The organism is Enterobacter sp. Taxon_8 (assembly GCF_058354585.1).
Genome location: NZ_CM177989.1, coordinates 382425 through 404152, shown reverse-complemented (window position 1 = coordinate 404152; position 21728 = coordinate 382425). Strand labels below are relative to the sequence as shown.

Below are 21728 nucleotides of genomic sequence, written 5' to 3'. Positions count from 1 at the left end.
TAATCCCGCTTTTTTATTTTCCGCATGACGGAATTAGTGGCAGCCGCAGCCGCCGTTACCGCAACCACCTTTACCGTGGCCGTGATCATGACCATGGTCGTGGCCGTGACCACCGCAGCAGCCATCGTGGCCGTGATCGTGGTCATGGTCGTGACCGTGCGCACCGTGAACGTGGCCATGAGCCAGCTCTTCTTCGGTCGCTTCGCGGATCGCAACAACTTCGACGTTGAACTTCAGGTTCTGGCCAGCCAGCATGTGGTTGCCGTCAACCACGACGTGGTCATCTTCCACTTCGGTGATTTCAACAGGAACCGGGCCCTGGTCGGTTTCCGCCAGGAAGCGCATGCCAACCTGCAGTTCGTCAACGCCCATGAACACGTCTTTAGGAACGCGCTGAACCAGGTTGTCGTCATAATGACCGTAAGCGTCGTTCGCGCCTACAGCAACGTCAAATTTGTCGCCAACTTCATGACCTTCCAGCGCGTTTTCCAGGCCGGAAATCAGGGAACCGTGACCATGCAGGTAGTCAAGCGGCGCACTCACCGGAGACTCATCAACCAACACACCGTCTTCTGTACGTACCTGATAGGCCAGGCTGACCACCAGGTCTTTTGCTACTTTCATGATATCTCCTGAGCGTGGGAAAATTGCTGGCGCAGATTGTAGCGGAAATCTGCACCCGTGTACCCTTAAGCTTAAAAAAACTCAGAGCATATCGCTAGTCTGGATGAAAAATGCCGATCACTTGCTCTTCTTTGCGAACGTGATCGCGGGCCTCTTTGTCGGCCTCACGCATCTGGTGACCGCACTTAACACACTCAACAACATCAATATTATTTTCCCGCCACATCGCCAGGGTATCTTGCGCCTGGCAGGTCGGGCATTTTGCACCCGCGATAAAGCGTTTACGTACAGCCATCTTTCGTTACCCTTTATTCAAATTCATCCCAGCCATCGAGCTGGCGTCTTTCCTGCTGCATCTCGCGCTGGAAGATCTCCTCCAGCTCGCGACGCGCTTCCCGCACGCGGGAGATCTGCGCCGTATCGGTATGTACCGGCATCAGCTCGCGCAGCATCCGCATATCCAGCCGGCGGAAGTGCATCTGGGCGCGCTGCGCCTGATGCGGATGCATGCCGAGCGAGATCAACGCCTTGCGCCCCAGCTCCAGCGCACTGGAGAATGTCTCACGGGAGAAGTGTTTCACACCCGCCTGCAATAATTCGTGAGCTTCAACACGTCCCCGCGCACGCGCCAGAATATGCAGATGCGGGAAATGCTGCTGACACATATCCACCAGCTTCATCGTGTCTTCCGGGTCGTTACAGGTAATCACGATGGACTCTGCAGCTTCTGCCCCCGCCGAGCGCAGCAGCTCGAGCTGGGTCGCATCGCCGTAGTAAACCTTATAGCCATATTTGCGCATCAGGTTGACCGCGCTGATATCACGCTCCAGCACCGTAATGCGCATTTTGTTCGCCATCAGCAAACGTCCGATCACCTGTCCGAAGCGGCCAAAGCCCACCACGATAACCTGAGGCTTATCATCTTCCACCCACGGCGCTTCGTCTTCATCGTCTGACGGGTTCAGGCGGCGCGACAGGAGTTTATCCACCAGCTTCATCAGCAGCGGCGTGGTCATCATTGACAGCGTGACCGTCACCAGCAAAAGCGCCATCTGATCGTCTTTAAACAGCTTCTGGGAGGAGGCGGTAGAGAACAGCACAAACGCAAACTCACCTCCCTGGCTTAACACGCTGGCAAACTGCATGCGTTCCGAACTGCGCAAGCCGTAAATGCGCGCCAAGGCGTACAGTACCAGCGTTTTCACCGCTACCAGGATGGCTACGCTCACCACAACCCACAGCAGATGGGTATAGAGCACGCCAAGGTTGAGCGCCATCCCCACCGAAATAAAGAACAGGCCTAACAGCAGCCCTTTGAAGGGATCGATGGCAATTTCCAGCTCGTGCCGATACTCGCTCTCCGCCAGCAGCACCCCGGCGATAAAGGTCCCGAGCGCCATCGACAGCCCCAGCGCATCCATAAACAACGCCGACCCCAGCACCAGCAGCAGCGTCGCGGCCGTAAAGACCTCGCGCACGCCCGACGCGGCAATAAAGCGGAACACCGGACGTAAAAGAAAACGTCCGCCAATCAGCATGCCCGCGAAGGCCAGCACCTTCATGGCAATTTTTGCCCAGTCGAAGTGATCGTCCCCGGAGCCCGCCAGCAGCGGCACCAGCGCCAGCGCCGGGATGACCGCCAAATCCTGGAACAGCAGCACCGAAAAACCCAGCTGACCGGCTTCGTTGCGGTTCATCCCCTTGTCGCGCATCAGCTGCAGGGCCATCGCCGTCGACGACATCGCAAGGCCTATCCCGCCTATCACCGCCGCCTGCCAGGAGAAATTCGTCAGCATTAACAGGCCCCCCAGAATCGCGGCGCTGAACACCACCTGCGCGGCACCCACGCCAAAGATGGAGCGTCGGAGCTGCCACAATTTAGAAGGGTTCAGCTCAAGGCCGATGATGAACATCAGGAACACCACGCCCAGTTCGGAGAAGTGAAGAATTTCATCTACATCGCTGATGAATCCCAGTCCCCAGGGGCCAATCGCGATCCCCGCCAGCAGATACCCCAGTACCGCACCGATACCAATACGTGCAGCAAGCGGCACAGCGACGACGGCCGCAAATAAAAACAGCACCCCGGCGAGGAGCAAATTCGATCCTTCCATTAACGACCTCCTGCCGGAATCGGTGACGCCAGCCATTCACCGTAGGCTCTGGCGTGGCTGGCCAGTTCTTTAGGATCCTGACGACGGGCCCAGTAGACAATAATCGGACTCATCCAGTGCATACGGCACATGGCCGCCGTCAGCTCAAAAGGCCGCAGAATGTCGCTCATCGGATAGCGGTTCAGCCCGTCGTGGCGGTAAGCGCTTTCGGGTTCACCGGTCGTAATCACGCTACGCCAGTACTTTCCCGCCAGCTGATTGCCCCCTACCCCGCTGGAGAAACCCCGGCTCAGCACGCGGTCCAGCCACTCTTTGAGCAGCGCCGGACAGCTGTAGGTATAAAGCGGATGCTGGAACACAATCACGTCATGCTGACGCAGCAGTTCCTGCTCGTAAGGGATATCAATAAAGAAATCAGGATAGTGCGCGTAGAGATCGTGCACCGTCACGTTACTGAGCTGTGTGGCCGGCTTAAGCAGCACCCGGTTTGCCACCGAGTCCTGAGATTCCGGATGGGCATACAGCAGCAGCACTTTTGCTGTCTGAGACATCATTCCCCTCCCGGTCTTGTTTCTGTTTTTGTGTATCGTTGTTGTTTTGGGCTACCATGGCGGCCCGGTGCGGAAAATGGCCCACACCTTACATTATCATAATGACAAATTAACATAGTCGGAACATACGGCGCTTCTATGATTGTTTTCTCCTCGTTACAAATTCGTCGCGGCGTGCGCGTCCTGCTGGATAACGCCACTGCTACCATCAACCCAGGCCAAAAAGTGGGTCTGGTCGGCAAAAACGGCTGTGGTAAATCCACCCTGCTGGCGCTGCTGAAAAACGAGATTAGCGCGGATGGCGGTAACTTTACCTTCCCGGGAAACTGGCAGCTCGCCTGGGTAAACCAGGAGACTCCGGCGCTGAGCGAACCGGCACTCGACTATGTTATCGACGGTGACCGTGAGTACCGTAAGCTCGAGGCGGAACTTAACGCCGCTAACGAGCGCAACGACGGCCACGCCATTGCCACGGTTCACGGCAAGCTGGACGCTATTGACGCGTGGACCATTCGCTCCCGCGCCTCCAGCCTGCTGCACGGCCTGGGCTTCAGCAATGAACAGCTGGAACGCCCGGTCAGCGACTTCTCCGGCGGCTGGCGTATGCGCCTCAACCTGGCGCAGGCGCTGATCTGCCGCTCTGACCTGCTTCTGCTCGATGAACCGACTAACCACCTCGATCTCGATGCGGTTATTTGGCTGGAGAAGTGGCTCAAGAGCTATCAGGGCACTCTGATTCTGATCTCCCACGACCGCGACTTCCTCGACCCGGTGGTGGATAAAATCATTCATATCGAACAGCAAACGATGTTCGAGTACACCGGCAACTACAGCTCCTTCGAGCGCCAGCGCGCGACGCGTCTTGCCCAGCAGCAGTCCATGTACGAAAGCCAGCAGCAGCGCGTGGCACACCTGCAGAGCTTCGTGGATCGCTTCAAGGCCAAAGCCTCAAAAGCGAAGCAGGCCCAGAGCCGCATCAAGATGCTGGAACGCATGGAGATGATCGCCCCGGCGCACGTGGATAACCCGTTCCACTTCAGCTTCCGCGCCCCGGAAAGCCTGCCGAACCCGCTGCTGAAGATGGAAAAAGTCAGCGCGGGCTATGCCGACCGCATTATTCTCGACTCCATCAAGCTCAACCTGGTGCCGGGTTCACGTATTGGCCTGCTGGGACGCAACGGCGCCGGTAAATCGACGCTGATCAAACTGCTGGCGGGCGAGCTTAACCCGGTCAAGGGTGAAATCGGCCTGGCGAAGGGCATCAAGCTGGGCTATTTCGCCCAGCATCAGCTGGAATTTTTACGCGCGGATGAATCCCCGATTCAGCACCTGGCGCGTCTGGCGCCGCAGGAGATGGAGCAGAAGCTGCGCGACTACCTCGGCGGCTTCGGCTTCCAGGGCGATAAGGTGACTGAAAACACCGAGCGCTTCTCCGGGGGCGAAAAAGCCCGTCTGGTGCTGGCGCTGATCGTCTGGCAGCGTCCGAACCTGCTGCTGCTCGATGAACCGACCAACCACCTGGATCTCGATATGCGTCAGGCGCTGACCGAAGCGCTGATTGAGTTCGAAGGCGCGCTGGTGGTGGTTTCGCACGACCGCCACCTGATCCGCTCCACCACGGACGATCTCTACTTAGTGCACGATGGCAAAGTGGAACCGTTCGATGGCGATCTGGAAGACTATCAGCAGTGGCTGACGGACGTGCAGAAGCAGGAGAACCAGCCGGAGGAGTCAGCGAAAGACAACGCCAACAGCGCGCAGGCACGTAAAGACCAGAAACGCCGTGAAGCGGAGCTGCGCACCCAGACGCAGCCGCTGCGTAAAGAGATTGCCCGTCTCGAAAAAGAGATGGAAAAGCTCAACGCCACGCTTGCTACCGTTGAAGAGAAGCTCAGCGACAGCGGCCTGTATGACCAGAGCCGTAAAGCTGAACTGACGGACTGCCTGCAAACCCAGGCGAAGACCAAATCCAGCCTTGAAGAGTGTGAGATGGCGTGGCTCGACGCGCAGGAACAGCTGGAAGCGATGCTGCAGGCTGACTGACCTGTTTACCCCGTTTTAAGAACAGAATCCGTACCGGGTTCGGAAATCCAGCTTAAACGGGGTACAATTCGGAAAGTATCGTAAATTTCCGACAAGAATCAGCATCGCGCTTATGACCCAAATCATCCCATCAGACTTCGACATTGCGGTCGAAGACAGCACTGAGTTCGTGCCTATGCGCGGCGTGGCCAATCCCCATTTGCAGACCATGCTGCCGCGACTGATCCGCCGCAAGGTTCAGTTCACCCCGCACTGGCAACGGCTTGACCTGCCAGACGGTGATTTTCTGGATCTCGCCTGGAGCGAAGCGCCGGAACAGGCTCGCCATAAGCCGCGTCTGGTGGTCTTTCACGGCCTGGAAGGCAGCCTGCACAGCCCGTATGCCCATGGGCTAATTGAGGCGGCAAAGGCGCGCGGCTGGCTCGGCGTGGTGATGCATTTTCGCGGCTGTAGCGGCGAACCGAATCGTCAGAAACGCATTTATCACTCGGGTGAAACAGAAGACGGGACGTGGTTTTTACACTGGCTGCGTGAAAATTATGGCACCGTGCCAACGGCCGCCGTGGGCTACTCGCTGGGCGGCAATATGCTGGCCTGCTTGCTGGCCAAAGAGGGCGAAAGCGTGCCGCTGGAGGCCGCCGTCATTGTCTCCGCGCCGTTTATGCTCGAGCAGTGCAGCTACCATATGGATAAAGGCTTCTCCCGCGTCTACCAGCGTTACCTCCTCAACCTCCTGAAGGCCAATGCGGCACGTAAACTGAAGGCCTACCCGGATACCCTGCCGGTCAGCCTGCGCCAGCTGAAAAAGGTACGCCGTATTCGCGAGTTCGACGACCTGATCACCGCGAAAATTCACGGCTTCGCCGATGCGATTGACTATTATCGTCAGTGCAGCGCCATGCCGCTGCTCAGCAAGATCACGCAGCCAACGCTGATTATTCATGCCAAAGATGACCCGTTTATGGATCATCACTCGATCCCCGCGCAGGAATTCCTGCCCGACAACGTTCACTATCAGTTGACCGAGCACGGCGGCCACGTCGGGTTTATCGGCGGCACGCTGCGCCGCCCGAAAATGTGGCTTGAGGCGCGTATTCCTGACTGGCTAACCCCTTATCTGGACGGTGCAAAATGATTATTCCCTGGCAGGATCTGGCTCCCGAAACGCTCGATAATCTGATTGAAAGCTTTGTATTACGCGAAGGCACCGATTATGGTGAACAGGAACGCTCGCTTGAGCAAAAGGTCAACGATGTAAAGCGCCAGCTGAAAAGCGGCGACGTGGTGCTGGTGTGGTCAGAACTGCATGAGACGGTCAATATCATGCCCCGCAACGCGTTTCACGGCTGATCTTCCACCCTTTTCAGTCAGGGAGTTGCTATGTCTGCCAGACATCCGGTTATAGCCGTTACGGGGTCGAGTGGTGCGGGAACCACCACCACAAGCCTCGCATTTCGCAAGATTTTCGCCCAGCTGAATCTCCGTGCGGCGGAGGTCGAGGGCGACAGCTTTCACCGCTACACGCGTCCTGAAATGGACATGGCCATCCGTAAGGCGCGCGATCTGGGTAAACACATCAGCTACTTCGGCCCGGAGGCCAACGACTTCGGCCTGCTGGAACAAACCTTTATCGAGTATGGTCAGAGCGGCAAAGGGCAGTCCCGCAAGTATCTGCATACCTATGATGAAGCCGTTCCCTGGAATCAGGTGCCGGGAACCTTTACCCCATGGCAACCGCTGCCGGAACCCACTGACGTCCTGTTTTACGAAGGATTACACGGCGGCGTGGTCACCCCGCAACACGATGTGGCGCGCCACGTGGACCTGCTGGTCGGTGTGGTCCCTATCGTGAACCTGGAGTGGATCCAGAAGCTGACGCGCGACATGAGCGAACGTGGCCATTCGCGAGAGGCGGTAATGGACTCGGTGGTACGCTCCATGGAAGATTACATCAACTTCCTGACGCCGCAGTTCTCCCGCACCCATATCAACTTCCAGCGCGTGCCGACGGTGGATACCTCCAACCCGTTTGCCGCCAAAAGTATCCCATCCCTGGATGAGAGCTTTGTGGTGATCCATTTCCGCAATCTCGAAGGCATTGATTACCCCTGGCTACTGGCCATGCTGCAGGGCTCGTTTATTTCGCACATGAATACATTGGTCGTGCCGGGCGGAAAAATGGGGCTGGCGATGGAGCTCATCATGACGCCGCTGGTGGAGCGACTGATGGAAGGGAAGCAGATTGCGTGAGCATGTTCCCTCTCCCTGTGGGAGAGGGTTAGGGTGAGGGCATCAACACGCACGATGCCCCATCAATCACGCCTCGATCACTTCATACGAATGCGTGATTTTTACCGCTTTCTCCAGCATTAATGCCACAGAGCAGTACTTCTCCGCAGACAGATCCACCGCACGCGAGACCGCCGCGTCTTTTAGTTCTTTACCTGTGACCACAAAGTGCAGGTTAATATGGGTGAACAGACGTGGCGCCTCTTCACGCCGTTCTGAGGTGAGTTTAACCTCACAATCCGTCACGTCATGACGACCTTTTTGCAGAATCGACACCACGTCAATGGCGCTGCATCCGCCTGCCGCCATCAGCACCATTTCCATTGGGCTTGGCGCTTTATCGCCGGAGTTACCGTCCATTAAAATCTGGTGCCCTGACGCGGATTCGCCCAGGAACGTTAAACCTTCAACCCATTTCACGCGCGCTTGCATATTCTTAAACTCCAACGTTGCATTTTTGGTGACAGATTACGCGTGCGTTACATTTCTCGCAATGGAAGGCGACCTGCATCATGCTGAAGCGAGACACCAGGAGACACGCGGCGAAAGCTATGCTAAAACACTCTGGATGCTACAGTAATACATTGACGTTACACATGTATGCAGAGGACATCAAACTTTACTGGCTGCGAAACGTTACGGTAGCCGACTTCCCAGGGTATGGGTAAGAATTCGATTGCAACCCCAGAGTCCGGATGCATCTGATGACTCTGGTGACAGCTTATAACAGAGGATAACAGCGCATGGTGCTTGGCAAACCGCAAACAGACCCGACTCTCGAATGGTTCTTGTCTCATTGCCACATTCATAAGTACCCATCAAAGAGCACGCTGATTCACCAGGGTGAAAAAGCGGAAACGTTGTATTACATCGTTAAAGGCTCGGTGGCAGTGCTGATCAAAGATGAAGAAGGGAAAGAGATGATCCTTTCTTATCTGAACCAGGGCGATTTCATCGGTGAACTGGGCCTGTTTGAAGAGGGCCAGGAACGTAGCGCCTGGGTTCGTGCAAAGACAGCATGTGAAGTGGCTGAAATTTCTTACAAGAAGTTCCGTCAGCTGATTCAGGTTAATCCTGACATTCTGATGCGTCTTTCTTCCCAGATGGCACGCCGTCTGCAGGTCACCTCAGAGAAAGTGGGTAACCTCGCCTTCCTGGACGTTACCGGCCGTATCGCACAAACCCTGCTGAACCTGGCGAAACAGCCAGACGCCATGACCCACCCGGACGGCATGCAAATTAAAATTACCCGTCAGGAAATTGGTCAGATCGTCGGTTGCTCCCGTGAAACAGTAGGCCGTATCCTGAAAATGCTGGAAGATCAAAACCTGATCTCCGCCCACGGTAAAACCATCGTGGTCTACGGAACGCGTTAATTCCGCTTAAACGGCGTGCCATCGCAAGGTGTCACGCCGTTTTTGTCTCTACTCCCCATGTGGCGCAGGCTGATCTATCACCCGGAAGTTAACTACGCACTGCGACAAACGCTGGTGTTGTGTCTTCCTGTGGCCATAGGCCTGATCCTCGGACATCTTCAGCAGGGCCTGCTGTTTTCCCTCGTGCCCGCCTGCTGCAACATCGCCGGTCTGGACACGCCGCATAAGCGCTTTTTCAAACGCCTGATCGTTGGCGGCTGCCTGTTTGCGGGCTGTAGCCTCGCCGTACAGCTTTTACTGGCTCGTGATATCCCGCTGCCGCTGATCCTGACCGTGCTGGCGATGACCCTCGGCGTCACGGCGGAAATCAGTTCGCTGCACGCCCGCCTGCTTCCCGCGTCGCTGATTGCGGCCATCTTCACGCTGAGTCTCGCCGGGAATATGCCGGTGTGGGAGCCGCTGCTGATCTACGCTCTGGGGACGCTCTGGTACGGGCTGTTTAACTGGTTTTGGTTCTGGCTGTGGCGGGAACAGCCGCTGCGCGAATCCCTGAGCCTGCTCTATGTGCAGCTTGCGGATTACTGCGAGGCCAAATACACCCTGCTCACCCAGCATACCGATCCGGAAAAATCCTTACCGCCGCTGCTGACGCGCCAGCAGAAGGTGGTGGATCTCATAAGCCAGTGCTATCAGCAGCTACACATGCTCGCCGCCAACAAGAACCACGAGTACAAACGCCTGCTGCGCACCTTCCAGGTCGGGCTGGATCTACAGGAACATATCTCCGTGAGCCTGCACCACCCGCAGGAGGTACAAAAGCTGGTCGAGCGCAGCCACGCCGAAGCGGTGATCCGCTGGAACGCGCAGACCGTCTCCGCACGCCTGCGGGTGCTGGCCGATGATATTCTCTACCACCGCTACCCGACGCGCTTTAACATGGATAAACAGCTCGGCGCGCTGGAGAAAATCGCCCGCCAGCATCCGGATAACCCGGTCGGACAGTTTGCCGCCTGGCACTTCAGCCGCATCGCCCGGGTGTTGCGCACCCAGCGTCCGCTTTATCCACGAGACCTGATGGCGGATAAGCAAAAACGGCTGCCGTTATTGCCCGCGCTCAAAAGCTATCTTTCTTTTAAATCTTCCGCCCTGCGCAACGCCGCAAGGATTAGCGTGATGCTCAGTACCGCCAGCCTGATGGGCATGGCGCTGCATCTGCCGAAGCCCTACTGGATCTTAATGACCGTGTTGTTTGTCACCCAGAACGGCTACGGTGCCACGCGGGTGCGTATTCTGCACCGGGCGGGCGGCACCATGGCCGGACTGATCATTGCGGGCGTGACGCTGCACTTCCACGTGCCGGAAGGCTATACCCTTGCAGGGATGCTGGCGATCACGCTGGTGAGCTATCTAATTATCCGCAAAAACTACGGCTGGGCGATGGTGGGCTTTACGGTGACGGCGGTATATACCCTGCAGCTGCTTACGCTCAATGGCGAACAGTTTATTGTCGCCAGGCTGATTGATACTCTGATCGGCTGCCTGATTGCCTTTGGCGGCATGGTCTGGCTCTGGCCGCAATGGCAGAGCGGGCTGCTGAGACAGAACGCCCACGACGCGCTGGAGGCCGACCAGCAGGCCATTCGCCTGATCCTGAGCGACGACCCGCAGCCGTCCCCGCTGGCGTATCAGCGCATGAAGGTCAACCAGGCGCACAACGCCCTTTTCAACTCGCTCAACCAGGCGATGCAGGAGCCAGGCTTTAACTCGCACTATCTTGCCGATATGAAGCTCTGGGTGACGCACAGCCAGTTTATCGTCGAGCACATTAACGCCATGACCACGCTGGCGCGCGAGCACACGATGCTGACGCCGAACCTGGCGCAGCGCTATCTGCAGTCATGTGAAATTGCGTTGCAGAGGTGTCAGCAGCGTCTGGAGTATGACGCGCCGGGCGAGTCGGGAGACTCAAACATTCTGGAAGCGCCGGAAACGTTGACCCACGGGCCAATGAGCACGCTGGAGCAGCACTTGCAGCGCGTGCTGGGGCATCTGAACACCATGCACACCATTTCGTCGGTGGCATGGCGTCAGCGTCCGCATCACGGCATTTGGTTAACGCGCCGGTTGAAACGAACCGAATATTAGCCTTTAACGATCTTCGCAACCGCCGCGGCAAAGCGGGTTAACCCGTCTTCAATATCCTTATCCTCCACCACCAGCGACGGCGCAAAGCGCATCACGTCCGGCCCGGCGTTGAGCACCATCACCCCTTCGCGAGCGGCGGCGTGCAGAAAGTCTCGCGCGCGGCCCTTGTACCGCGGCTTCAGCTCGGCGCCAATCAGCAGCCCCATCCCGCGGATCTCGCTGAACACGTCGTACTGCTCATCAATCTTTTTCAGGTGCTTCACAAACAGCTCGCGCTTTGCGCTAACGCCGTTCAACACCTCTGGCGTGTTGATGATGTCGAATGCGGCACCCGCCACGGCGCTCGCCAGCGGGTTACCGCCGTAGGTGGAGCCGTGAGAACCGACGTGGAACGCGGAGGCGATCTCCTGTGTCGTCAGTACCGCACTCACCGGGAAACCACCGCCAAGCGCTTTGGCGCTGGTCAGAATATCCGGCGTCACGCCGTAGTGCATATAAGCGAACAGATCGCCGGTACGCCCCATCCCGCACTGCACTTCATCAAAGACCAGTAGCGCCTGATGCTCGTCGCACAGCGCGCGCAGCCCTTTCAGGAATTCCGGGGTTGCCGCGGTCACGCCGCCTTCACCCTGGATCGGCTCGACAACAACTGCGCAGGTGTGGTCGTCCATCACCGCTTTCACCGCGTGCAGATCGTTAAACGGCACGTGGACGATATCGGCCGGTTTTGGGCCAAACCCGTCGGAATACTTCGGCTGGCCGCCAACGGAGACGGTAAAGAAGGAGCGTCCGTGGAAGGCGTTGTGGAAGGCGATAATTTTGGTTTTGTACGGGCTGTGGCGCGTAGTCGCGTAGTAGCGCGCCAGCTTAAAGGCAGTTTCGTTGGCTTCAGTGCCGGAGTTCATAAACAGCACGCGTTCCGCGAAGGTCGCATCAATGATCTTGCGGCCCAGGCGCAGCGCCGGTTCGTTGGTGAACACGTTGCTGGTGTGCCACAGGGTTTCGCCCTGGGTTTTCAGCGCCTCCACCAGCGCGGGATGGCAATGACCCAGCGCCGTGACCGCAATACCCCCCGCGAAATCTACATACTCTTTACCCTGCTGATCCCAGACGCGGCTGCCTTTTCCCTTCACCGGGATAAATTCAGCCGGTGCATAAATCGGCAGGATCACTTCATCAAATGTCGCGCGGGTAATTGCTGGTTGTTCAGTTGCCATGTCATGACCATCCATTTTATGTCACAGTGAATGTGAAAATATAATCACAAAATATGCATAAAAAATCACAACAAGGCAACAGATTTTCAGCGATTGAGGAAATTTGCCAGCAGCGCGTGCCCCTGCTCGCTGAGGATACTTTCCGGGTGGAACTGCACGCCTTCGAGATCCCATTCGCGGTGGCGAATCCCCATGATCTCCTGCGTATCGCTCCAGGCGGTCACCTCAAAACAGTCGGGCAGCGTCGACGGGTCAATGACCAGGGAATGGTAGCGCGTCACGGTTAAAGGATTATTGAGCCCCGTGAACACCCCGGTGCCGGCGTGGGTGACCGGAGAGGTTTTACCGTGCATCACTTTCGCGGCGCGCACGATGGTGGCACCAAACGCCTGGGCAATTGCCTGATGCCCCAGGCAGACGCCCAGGATCGGCAGCTTGCCGGCATAGTGCTGGATAACCTCCAGCGAAATACCCGATTCCGACGGGGTGCAGGGGCCGGGTGAAATCACTATTTTCTGCGGCGCCAGCGTCTCGATATCGGCGAGAGCGATCTCGTCGTTACGGCGGACAACCACCTCTGCACCCAGTTCACAAAAATACTGGTAAAGGTTCCAGGTGAAGGAATCGTAGTTATCAATCAGCAGAATCATGGCGGCTCCCGAAAAAAATGCCGCCCTATTCTACTCAGATTCCCGCGCTTCGCTCACTACTTTGGCAAAGATAGCGTTTAACGCGGTTAAATCTCCCGTTGCGCCACTTCGGTTAGCCGCAACCCACTGCTCGGGGTCGATATCACGCCAGTCCAGCGAGTAGCCCGCGTGGAGCGCCAGCTGCTCGAAGAAAACGCGTTGGGCAATGCCGTTGCCGCCCATAAACGGATGCAGCATGTTGATTTCGCAGTAGTAGTGGCTAACTCTGTCAACAAACGCCGCTTTCTCAAGACCCACAAGATATTTTTCGCTTTCCAGCGCCGCCATCAGCTCGTTCCCCATCTTTTCGATGTACTCAAAATGGCAGAAGGGAATGTCACCTTTAAAAATATCCTCGGTACGGAGCTCACCTGCCCGCTTCATCTCACTGCGGTACAAATGACGATGAATAAGGCACAGATGGGGTAGCCCGGGCGCGGAAGGCCCAAGCTCCAGCGTCTCAATATGGGGTTCTGAGGGACCATTACCTTTTTCAAGGAGACAACTGGCCTGTAAATTGACGTTACGCTGCTGTTCCCAGAGACGGGATTTTTGCTTGTCGGTGAGTTTTTTCACTTAACGCCTCCCTGAATAGTCCGTTTGCCACAAGTATAAGCAGCAAAACGCGCTTTCGCAGGGAGGGCTACATAACGCGGGCCGGAGAAGCCCGCGCTCAGAAGAGTTACGGCAGAACTTTGGCGGACAGGATAACCACTGGTTTTGACGGGACATTCTGATACGGACCGACGTCGTGAGTAGGCACCTGAGAAATCTTGTCAGCCACGTCCATCCCTTTCACGATTTTACCAAAGACCGCATAGCCAAAGTCGCGCTGACCGTGGTCGAGGAAGGCGTTATCCGCTACGTTGAGGAAGAACTGGCTGGTCGCGCTGTCTTTGTCCGCGGTACGCGCCATTGAGATGGTACCGCGCTTGTTCAGCAGGCCGTTGTCCGCTTCGTTTTTAATAGGCGGGTTTGGCTGTTTCTGCTGCATCTGCTCGTTGAAACCGCCCCCCTGAATCATGAAGCCTGGGATCACGCGGTGGAAAGTGGTGTTGTTGTAGAAACCGCTGTTCACATAGTCGAGAAAGTTTTTCACGGAAACAGGGGCTTTCTGGCTATTCAGTTCCAGCTCAATATTCCCGGCGGAGGTGGTCAGCAGAACGTGAGGGTCCCCTTTTGCTGCCAGCGCAGCAGGGGAAACGGCAGAAAGAGCAAACACAGCTGCGACAGCCGCCAGTGTTGATTTGAGCATGAGAATTCCTTAACAAAGCGCAGTATAAAAAGCGAATGGCTTGATTCTAAAGAGCAGTATGAACGGAGACCAGCCTTTTACCTAATTTTACGAAGTTGAAACAATTATTACTACGCAAACGATTGGTTATGCCGCCAATTAATGTGATTTAGATCACACTAAAAACTGCAATGACACATTCATTGCCCTTAAAAGATAGGAATAGATCACTTTAACGACTAAAATCTGCCCGCTCTCAGCGCCCCCTGGGCGCTTCTCTTTTCTGAACAGGCCAGACATGACTAACAGCAATCGCATCAAGCTCACATGGATCAGCTTCTTCTCCTACGCCCTGACCGGCGCGTTGGTGATCGTCACCGGGATGGTGATGGGGAATATCGCAGACTACTTCCATCTGCCCGTTTCCAGCATGAGTAACACCTTCACCTTCCTCAACGCGGGGATCCTGATCTCTATCTTCCTGAATGCCTGGCTGATGGAAATCGTCCCGCTGAAAACCCAGTTACGCTTCGGCTTTGTACTGATGGTCGCCGCCGTGGCGGGTCTGATGCTAAGCCACAGCATCGCCCTGTTCTCCGCCGCCATGTTCGTGCTCGGTCTGGTCAGCGGGATCACCATGTCGATCGGTACGTTCCTGATTACCCATATGTATGAAGGCCGCCAGCGCGGCGCGCGTCTGCTGTTTACCGACTCCTTCTTCAGCATGGCCGGGATGATTTTCCCAATGGTCGCGGCCGTTCTCCTGGCCCGCAGCATTGAGTGGTACTGGGTCTATGCCTGCATTGGTCTGGTCTACGTGGCGATCTTTATTCTGACCTTCGGCTGCGAGTTCCCGGTGCTGGGCAAGAAAGCGCAAACTACCGCAGAACCCGTCGCGAAAGAGAAATGGGGTATCGGCGTACTGTTCCTCTCCATCGCCGCCCTGTGCTACATCCTGGGCCAGCTGGGCTTTATCTCCTGGGTACCGGAATACGCCAAAGGTCTGGGCATGAGCCTGAACGATGCGGGCAAACTGGTGAGCGATTTCTGGATGTCTTACATGTTCGGAATGTGGGCGTTTAGCTTCATCCTGCGCTTCTTCGACCTGCAGCGCATTCTGACCGTGCTGGCGGGCCTGGCGACCGTGCTGATGTATCTGTTCATTAACGGCTCCCCGGAACATATGCCGTGGTTCATTCTGACCCTGGGCTTCTTCTCCAGCGCGATTTACACCTCGATCATCACCCTGGGCTCCCTGCAGACCAAAGTGGCTTCGCCGAAGCTGGTTAACTTCGTTCTGACCTGCGGCACCATCGGCACCATGCTGACCTTCGTGGTGACGGGCCCGATCGTTGCCCACAGCGGCCCGCTGGCCGCGCTGCACACCGCGAACGGTCTGTACGCCGTGGTGTTCATCATGTGCTTCGTTCTGGGCTTCGTGACCCGCCACCGCCAGCACAACGCGGTAGCGGCATCGCACTAAACCCTGCGCCCCTTTGCATTACGCAGAGGGGCTATTTCTGGCGAAGCTCACCTCTTCTCCTCCGTTATCCATCTGGATCCAGGTCTGCGCCAGCTGCGTGGTGGCAATAATTCGCCCCTGACGAATCGACCAGCGCACCGGCACCTGACAGCGCACCGCTTCAAACCCGCTCTCCGCAGGCAGAATAATCAGGTTTGCCGGATTTCCCGTTTCAATACCGTAATCGCTCAGGCCGAAGGTACGGGCGCTGTTGTGGGTGATCAGGTTTAGGCCATTGTCGATTTGCGGATACCCCATCATCTGACAGACGTGCAGCCCCATATGCAGCACCTGCAGCATATTGCCGGTGCCGAGCGGGTACCACGGGTCGAAGACGTCGTCGTGACCAAAGCAGACGTTAATGCCCGCTTCCTGCAGCTCTTTTACCCGGGTGATGCCGCGGCGCTTCGGATAGTCATCAAAGCGCCCCTGCAGGTGGATATTGACCAGCGGGTTTGCGACGAAGTTAATCCCCGACATCTTCAGCAGACGGAAGAGCCGCGAGGTGTAAGCGCCGTTGTAGGAGTGCATGGCGGTGGTATGGCTGGCCGTCACGCGCGGGCCGATGCCGGCCTCATACGCCAGCGCTGCCACCGTCTCGACAAACCGCGACTGCTCGTCGTCGATTTCATCGCAGTGGATATCCAGCGGACGGTCATACTTCTTCGCCAGTTCAAAAGCGATGTGCAGCGACTGCACGCCATACTCGCGGGTGAACTCGAAGTGTGGGATCGCCCCCACCACGTCGGCGCCCAGCTTTAACGCCTCTTCCAGCAGCGCCGCGCCGTTCGGGTAAGAGAGAATCCCTTCCTGCGGAAACGCAACGATTTGCAGCGTTACCCACGGGGCCACCTCCTGCTTCACCTCGAGCATCGCCTTCAGGGCGGTAAGCGTCGGGTCGGAGACATCCACATGGGTGCGGACAAACTGGATGCCGTTAGCGATTTGCCACTTCAGCGTTTTCCAGGCGCGCGCTTTCACGTCGTCATGGCTGAGCAACGCCTTGCGCTCCGCCCAGCGCTCAATGCCCTCAAACAGCGTGCCGGACTGGTTCCAGTTCGGTTCGCCCGCCGTCTGGGTCGTATCAAGATGGATATGCGGCTCAATGAACGGCGGGATAGCCAGCCCACCGCGCGCATTCAATACTTCATAACTTTCGGCGTGGGTGTCGTCCATCGGGGTGATGTCACCAAATCGCCCGTTCTCAATGGCGAGCTGCCACAGCCCTTCCCGACCCGGTAAACGAACATTCTGAACAAGCCATAACGGTGTTGTAGACATACCCTTCCCCTAAAAAACGCCGCTGATTTTCAGGCGTATCGATTTTGGCAAAACCCTCTCCTGATTTGTACACAAATTCAACGAGCACGAAAAGCCTGCGATTTCCGCCACTTATAAAAATCCTGACAAATCAGTCGCATACCACCTAAGGAGTAGGCTAAGACGTATTTGATTTGCATCAATAAGCGCCCCTGCTGAATCGTTAAGGTAGGCAATAATAGAAAAGAAATCGAGGCAATAATGAGCAAACTCAGACTCGCTATCATCGGTAACGGCATGGTCGGCCACCGCTTTATTGAGGATCTTCTCGATAAGGCCGATGCTGAGCAGTTCGATATTACCGTGTTCTGTGAAGAACCCCGCAAGGCGTACGACCGTGTGCACCTGTCTTCCTACTTCTCCCATCATACCGCCGAAGAGCTCTCTCTGGTGCGTGAAGGTTTCTACGAGAAGCATGGCGTAAAAGTGCTGGTGGGCGAACGCGCTATCACCATCAACCGTCAGGAAAAAGTGATCCACTCCAGCGCCGGGCGTACGGTTTTTTACGACAAGCTGATCATGGCGACGGGCTCCTATCCGTGGATCCCACCAATTAAGGGCTCGGAAACTCAGGATTGCTTCGTCTACCGTACCATTGAAGACCTTAACGCCATCGAATCCTGCGCGCGTCGAAGCAAACGCGGCGCGGTGGTGGGCGGCGGCCTGCTGGGCCTGGAAGCGGCAGGCGCGCTGAAAAACCTCGGCGTTGAAACCCACGTCATCGAATTTGCCCCGATGCTGATGGCAGAACAGCTCGACCACATGGGCGGTGACCAGCTGCGTCGTAAAATCGAAAGCATGGGTGTGAAGGTTCACACCAGCAAGAACACCAAAGAGATCGTTCAGGAAGGGACTGAAGCGCGCAAAACCATGCGCTTTGCCGACGGCAGCGAGCTGGAAGTGGACTTCATCGTCTTCTCCACCGGTATTCGTCCGCGCGACAAGCTGGCGACCCAGTGCGGTCTTGCCGTGGCGCAGCGCGGCGGGATCATGATTAACGACACCTGCCAGACCTCCGATCCGGATATCTACGCGATTGGCGAATGCGCCAGCTGGAACAACCGCGTATACGGTCTGGTGGCGCCCGGCTACAAAATGGCACAGGTCGCAGTGGACCATATCCTCGGCAGCGAAAACGCCTTTACCGGCGCAGACTTGAGCGCCAAGCTGAAGCTGCTGGGCGTAGATGTCGGCGGTATTGGCGATGCGCATGGCCGCACCCCGAATTCCCGCAGCTATGTCTATCTCGACGAAAGCAAAGAGGTCTACAAACGACTCATCGTCAGCCAGGACAACAAAACCCTGCTCGGCGCGGTGCTGGTGGGCGACACCAGCGACTTCGGCAACCTGCTCCAGCTGGTGCTCAACGCCATCGAGCTGCCGGAAAACCCGGACGCGCTGATCCTTCCGGCTCATGCCTCCAGCGGCAAGCCGTCAATCGGCGTGGATAAACTGCCGGACAGCGCGCAGATTTGCTCCTGCTTCGACGTTACCAAAGGCATGCTGATCTCCGCCATCAACAAAGGCTGCCACACCGTTGCGGCCCTGAAAGCCGAAACCAAAGCCGGTACCGGCTGCGGCGGCTGTATTCCGCTGGTCACTCAGGTGCTGAACGCCGAACTGGCGAAACAGGGCATCGAGGTGAACAACAACCTGTGCGAGCACTTCGCGTATTCTCGCCAGGAGCTGTATCACCTGATCCGCGTGGAGGGCATCAAATCCTTCGACGAACTGCTGGCGAAGCACGGCCAGGGCTACGGCTGCGAAGTCTGTAAACCGACCGTCGGCTCCCTGCTGGCCTCCTGCTGGAATGAGTACGTGCTCAAGCCCGAGCATACGCCGCTGCAGGACACCAACGACAATTTCCTGGCCAACATCCAGAAAGACGGCACCTACTCCGTGATTCCACGTTCCGCCGGCGGCGAAATCACGCCGGAAGGGCTGGTCGCGGTGGGCCGCATCGCACGGGAATTTAACCTGTACACCAAAATCACCGGCTCCCAGCGTATCGGCCTGTTTGGCGCGCAGAAAGACGATCTGCCGGAAATCTGGCGTCAGCTGATTGAAGCCGGCTTCGAAACCGGCCACGCGTACGCAAAAGCGCTGCGCATGGCGAAAACCTGCGTGGGCAGCACCTGGTGCCGCTACGGCGTCGGCGACAGCGTGGGCTTCGGCGTTGAGCTGGAAAACCGCTACAAAGGCATCCGTACCCCGCACAAAATGAAGTTCGGCGTCTCCGGCTGCACCCGCGAATGTGCGGAAGCGCAGGGTAAAGACGTGGGTATTATTGCCACCGAGAAAGGCTGGAACCTCTATGTGTGCGGCAACGGCGGGATGAAACCGCGCCATGCGGACCTGCTGGCGGCGGATCTCGATCGCGACACGCTGATTCAGTATCTCGACCGATTCATGATGTTCTATATCCGCACCGCCGATAAGCTGACCCGTACCGCCTCCTGGCTCGATAACCTGGAAGGCGGCATCGACTACCTTAAATCAGTCATTATCGACGACAAGCTGGGCCTGAACGAGCATCTGGAAGCGGAAATGGCGCGCCTGCGCGAGGCGGTGATCTGCGAGTGGACTGAAACCGTCAACACCCCGGCGGCGCAGACGCGCTTCAAACACTTTATCAACAGCACCCAGCGCGACCCGAACGTGCAGGTAGTGCCGGAGCGCGAACAGCATCGTCCGGCCACGCCGTATGAACGTATTCCGGTTACGCTGGTGGAGGAAAACGCATGAGCCAGTGGATAAACATTTGCGATATTAACGACATTATCCCCGCCACCGGCGTGTGCGCGCTGCTGGGCAACGAGCAGGTGGCGATTTTCCGCCCTCGCCACGATGAACAGGTTTTTGCCATCAGCAATATCGACCCGTTCTTCGAGGCCAGCGTGCTCTCCCGCGGACTGATTGCCGAGCATCAGGGTGAACTGTGGGTCGCCAGCCCGTTGAAAAAGCAGCGTTTCCGCTTAACCGACGGACTCTGCATGGAAGATGAAAGCTTCTCGGTCAAACACTACGACGTCCGCGTGAAGGACGGCGAGGTGCAGCTGAAAGCGTAACCCCTCGCCTTTTCAATAGGAAAGGCTTATGACCCCTTATGGGTAACGGCAGGAAAAACCGTATGTTCTGTACGATTCCTGCTGTTATCCTGACGTCAATTCTTACCCCCTCCATGAATGCTGCGAGGTAACGTCGTGGATCACCTGCCGATTTTTTGTCAATTACGCAACCGCGACTGCCTGCTCGTGGGCGGCGGCGACGTAGCTGAACGCAAAGCGCGCCTGCTGTTAGAGGCTGGCGCCCGACTGACCGTTAACGCCATTGCCTTCGCCCCACAGTTTGAGGTCTGGGCTCAGGAAGGGATGCTCACGCTGGAAGAGGGAGAGTTTGATGAGTCCCTGCTGGATACCTGCTGGCTGACTATTGCAGCGACGGATGACGATGAAGTGAACCAGCGCGTGAGCGATGCCTGCGAAGCGCGCAGAATTTTCTGCAACGTGGTGGATGCGCCGAAAGAGGCCAGCTTCATCATGCCGTCGATTATCGACCGCTCGCCGCTGATGATAGCCGTATCGTCCGGCGGACGCTCCCCGGTTCTCGCCCGCCTGCTGCGGGAAAAGCTGGAAGCCCTGTTGCCCCAGCATCTTGGTCAGATTGCGCATTACGCCGGGCAGCTCCGCTCCCGCGTGAAGCAAACCTTTTCGACCGTGGGCGAGCGTCGTCGCTTCTGGGAAAAATTCTTTGTGAACGACAGGCTGGCGCAGTCGCTGGCGAATCAGGACACCAAAGCCGTTGAAGAGACCACCGAACAGCTGCTGAGCGAACCGCTGGACCATCGCGGTGAAGTGGTGCTGGTGGGCGCAGGCCCCGGCGATGCGGGCTTGCTGACGCTAAAAGGACTACAGCAGATCCAGCAGGCCGATACCGTGGTTTACGATCGCCTGGTCTCCGATGACATTATGAACCTGGTTCGCCGCGATGCCGACCGCGTCTTCGTGGGCAAACGGGCGGGCTACCACTGCGTGCCGCAGGAGGAGATTAACCAGATCCTTCTGCGCGAGGCGCAGAAAGGTAAACGCGTAGTGCGCCTTAAGGGTGGCGATCCGTTTATCTTTGGTCGCGGCGGCGAGGAGCTGGAAACTCTCTGTGACGCGGGTATTCCCTTCTCCGTCGTGCCGGGCATTACGGCGGCATCCGGCTGTTCAGCGTACTCTGGCATTCCGCTGACCCACCGCGACTACGCCCAAAGCGTGCGTCTGGTGACGGGGCATCTTAAAACCGGCAGCGAGCTGGACTGGCATAACCTGGCCGCCGAAAAGCAGACGCTGGTGTTCTACATGGGGCTAAACCAGGCCGCCACGATTCAGGCGAAGCTGCTGGAACACGGTATGAATGCGGATATGCCCGTCGCGCTGGTCGAAAACGGCACCGCCATTACGCAGCGCGTGGTGGATGGCGTGCTGACGCAGCTAGGCGAGCTGGCGCAGCAGGTCGAAAGCCCGGCGCTGATCGTGGTGGGCCGCGTGGTTGAGCTGCGCGATAAGCTGAACTGGTTCTCGAATCACTAACGCATATTCTTCCTTTCCGGAGTAGTC

At 57.2% G+C, this 21728-nt stretch carries 20 protein-coding genes; 10 read left to right on the top strand and 10 right to left on the bottom strand.

Going from position 1 to position 21728, the window contains the following annotated elements:
- Positions 1-33: 33 nt before the first annotated feature.
- From slyD to kefG, 4 genes are all read right to left on the bottom strand, one after another.
- On the bottom strand, positions 34-624 hold the full coding sequence (gene slyD / locus AC4IBF_RS01835) for a peptidylprolyl isomerase (protein ID WP_288462032.1): 591 nt from the start codon (positions 622-624) through the stop codon (positions 34-36).
- A gap of 94 nt (positions 625-718) precedes the next feature.
- Complete coding sequence (locus tag AC4IBF_RS01830; RefSeq protein ID WP_010436300.1) at positions 719-919, bottom strand: YheV family putative zinc ribbon protein; 201 nt, start codon at positions 917-919, stop codon at positions 719-721.
- Positions 920-932: 13 nt separating this feature from the next.
- Positions 933-2738, bottom strand: coding sequence for a glutathione-regulated potassium-efflux system protein KefB (kefB, locus tag AC4IBF_RS01825; RefSeq protein WP_491463128.1), 1806 nt, complete (start codon positions 2736-2738; stop codon positions 933-935).
- Complete coding sequence (gene kefG, locus AC4IBF_RS01820; RefSeq protein ID WP_014885493.1) at positions 2738-3289, bottom strand: glutathione-regulated potassium-efflux system ancillary protein KefG; 552 nt, start codon at positions 3287-3289, stop codon at positions 2738-2740. Before kefG ends, kefB begins: the two co-directional genes overlap by 1 nt.
- A 138-nt stretch (positions 3290-3427) precedes the next feature.
- On the opposite strand from kefG, the gene AC4IBF_RS01815 reads away from it, so the two are divergent.
- From AC4IBF_RS01815 to AC4IBF_RS01800, 4 genes are all read left to right on the top strand, one after another.
- Entirely contained in the window at positions 3428-5332 is a 1905-nt protein-coding gene (locus tag AC4IBF_RS01815; RefSeq protein WP_248223047.1) for an ABC transporter ATP-binding protein, read from the top strand.
- Between the two features lie 112 nt (positions 5333-5444).
- Positions 5445-6467, top strand: a complete 1023-nt coding sequence (locus AC4IBF_RS01810) for a hydrolase (protein ID WP_115876875.1) — start codon at positions 5445-5447, stop codon at positions 6465-6467.
- On the top strand, positions 6464-6682 hold the full coding sequence (locus AC4IBF_RS01805; RefSeq protein ID WP_008503016.1) for a YheU family protein: 219 nt from the start codon (positions 6464-6466) through the stop codon (positions 6680-6682). The genes AC4IBF_RS01810 and AC4IBF_RS01805 overlap by 4 nt, the downstream gene beginning before the upstream one ends.
- A gap of 30 nt (positions 6683-6712) precedes the next feature.
- The gene (locus AC4IBF_RS01800; protein ID WP_008503017.1) at positions 6713-7582 is read left to right on the top strand and encodes a phosphoribulokinase; all 870 of its coding nucleotides are present in this window, start codon (positions 6713-6715) and stop codon (positions 7580-7582) included.
- A gap of 66 nt (positions 7583-7648) precedes the next feature.
- On the opposite strand, the gene AC4IBF_RS01795 is transcribed toward AC4IBF_RS01800, so the two are convergent.
- Positions 7649-8053, bottom strand: coding sequence for an OsmC family protein (locus AC4IBF_RS01795; RefSeq protein ID WP_008503018.1), 405 nt, complete (start codon positions 8051-8053; stop codon positions 7649-7651).
- Positions 8054-8364: 311 nt separating this feature from the next.
- Here AC4IBF_RS01795 and crp point away from each other — a divergent pair, with 311 nt between their 5' ends.
- Both crp and AC4IBF_RS01785 read left to right on the top strand, forming a co-directional pair.
- A complete protein-coding gene (gene crp / locus AC4IBF_RS01790; RefSeq protein WP_000242758.1) occupies positions 8365-8997 on the top strand; it encodes a cAMP-activated global transcriptional regulator CRP in 633 nt (210 codons plus the stop codon).
- A 57-nt stretch (positions 8998-9054) separates the two neighbouring features.
- Positions 9055-11142, top strand: a complete 2088-nt coding sequence (locus AC4IBF_RS01785) for a YccS/YhfK family putative transporter (RefSeq protein ID WP_136195981.1) — start codon at positions 9055-9057, stop codon at positions 11140-11142.
- Here the strand turns inward: AC4IBF_RS01785 and argD are convergent.
- The 4 genes from argD to ppiA all read right to left on the bottom strand — a co-directional run bounded on the left by argD (position 11139) and on the right by ppiA (position 14303).
- Positions 11139-12359 carry a bifunctional acetylornithine/succinyldiaminopimelate transaminase gene (gene argD / locus AC4IBF_RS01780; protein ID WP_205734057.1) on the bottom strand — a complete coding sequence of 407 codons (1221 nt, stop codon included), beginning with the start codon at positions 12357-12359 and terminating at the stop codon, positions 11139-11141. The two genes, AC4IBF_RS01785 and argD, sit on opposite strands and share 4 nt — an antisense overlap.
- Positions 12360-12445: 86 nt before the next feature.
- On the bottom strand, positions 12446-13009 hold the full coding sequence (pabA, locus tag AC4IBF_RS01775) for an aminodeoxychorismate synthase component 2 (protein WP_115876872.1): 564 nt from the start codon (positions 13007-13009) through the stop codon (positions 12446-12448).
- A gap of 30 nt (positions 13010-13039) precedes the next feature.
- Complete coding sequence (locus tag AC4IBF_RS01770) at positions 13040-13624, bottom strand: putative adenosine monophosphate-protein transferase Fic (protein ID WP_115876871.1); 585 nt, start codon at positions 13622-13624, stop codon at positions 13040-13042.
- 106 nt (positions 13625-13730) lie between these two features.
- Positions 13731-14303, bottom strand: coding sequence for a peptidylprolyl isomerase A (gene ppiA, locus AC4IBF_RS01765; protein WP_014885514.1), 573 nt, complete (start codon positions 14301-14303; stop codon positions 13731-13733).
- A 277-nt stretch (positions 14304-14580) separates the two neighbouring features.
- On the opposite strand from ppiA, the gene tsgA reads away from it, so the two are divergent.
- Positions 14581-15765, top strand: a complete 1185-nt coding sequence (gene tsgA / locus AC4IBF_RS01760) for an MFS transporter TsgA (RefSeq protein WP_136195933.1) — start codon at positions 14581-14583, stop codon at positions 15763-15765.
- A gap of 18 nt (positions 15766-15783) precedes the next feature.
- Here the strand turns inward: tsgA and AC4IBF_RS01755 are convergent, their stop codons facing one another.
- Positions 15784-17085 carry a cytosine deaminase gene (locus AC4IBF_RS01755; RefSeq protein WP_288462042.1) on the bottom strand — a complete coding sequence of 434 codons (1302 nt, stop codon included), beginning with the start codon at positions 17083-17085 and terminating at the stop codon, positions 15784-15786.
- 240 nt (positions 17086-17325) lie between these two features.
- On the opposite strand from AC4IBF_RS01755, the gene nirB reads away from it, so the two are divergent.
- From nirB to cysG, 3 genes are all read left to right on the top strand, one after another.
- Positions 17326-19869 (top strand): nitrite reductase large subunit NirB, encoded by a 2544-nt coding sequence (gene nirB, locus AC4IBF_RS01750; RefSeq protein WP_127732470.1) that lies wholly within the window; start codon positions 17326-17328, stop codon positions 19867-19869.
- Positions 19866-20192, top strand: coding sequence for a nitrite reductase small subunit NirD (gene nirD / locus AC4IBF_RS01745; protein WP_143345612.1), 327 nt, complete (start codon positions 19866-19868; stop codon positions 20190-20192). The genes nirB and nirD overlap by 4 nt, the downstream gene beginning before the upstream one ends.
- A 135-nt stretch (positions 20193-20327) precedes the next feature.
- A complete protein-coding gene (gene cysG, locus AC4IBF_RS01740) occupies positions 20328-21701 on the top strand; it encodes a siroheme synthase CysG (RefSeq protein WP_491463127.1) in 1374 nt (457 codons plus the stop codon).
- Positions 21702-21728: the final 27 nt, after the last annotated feature.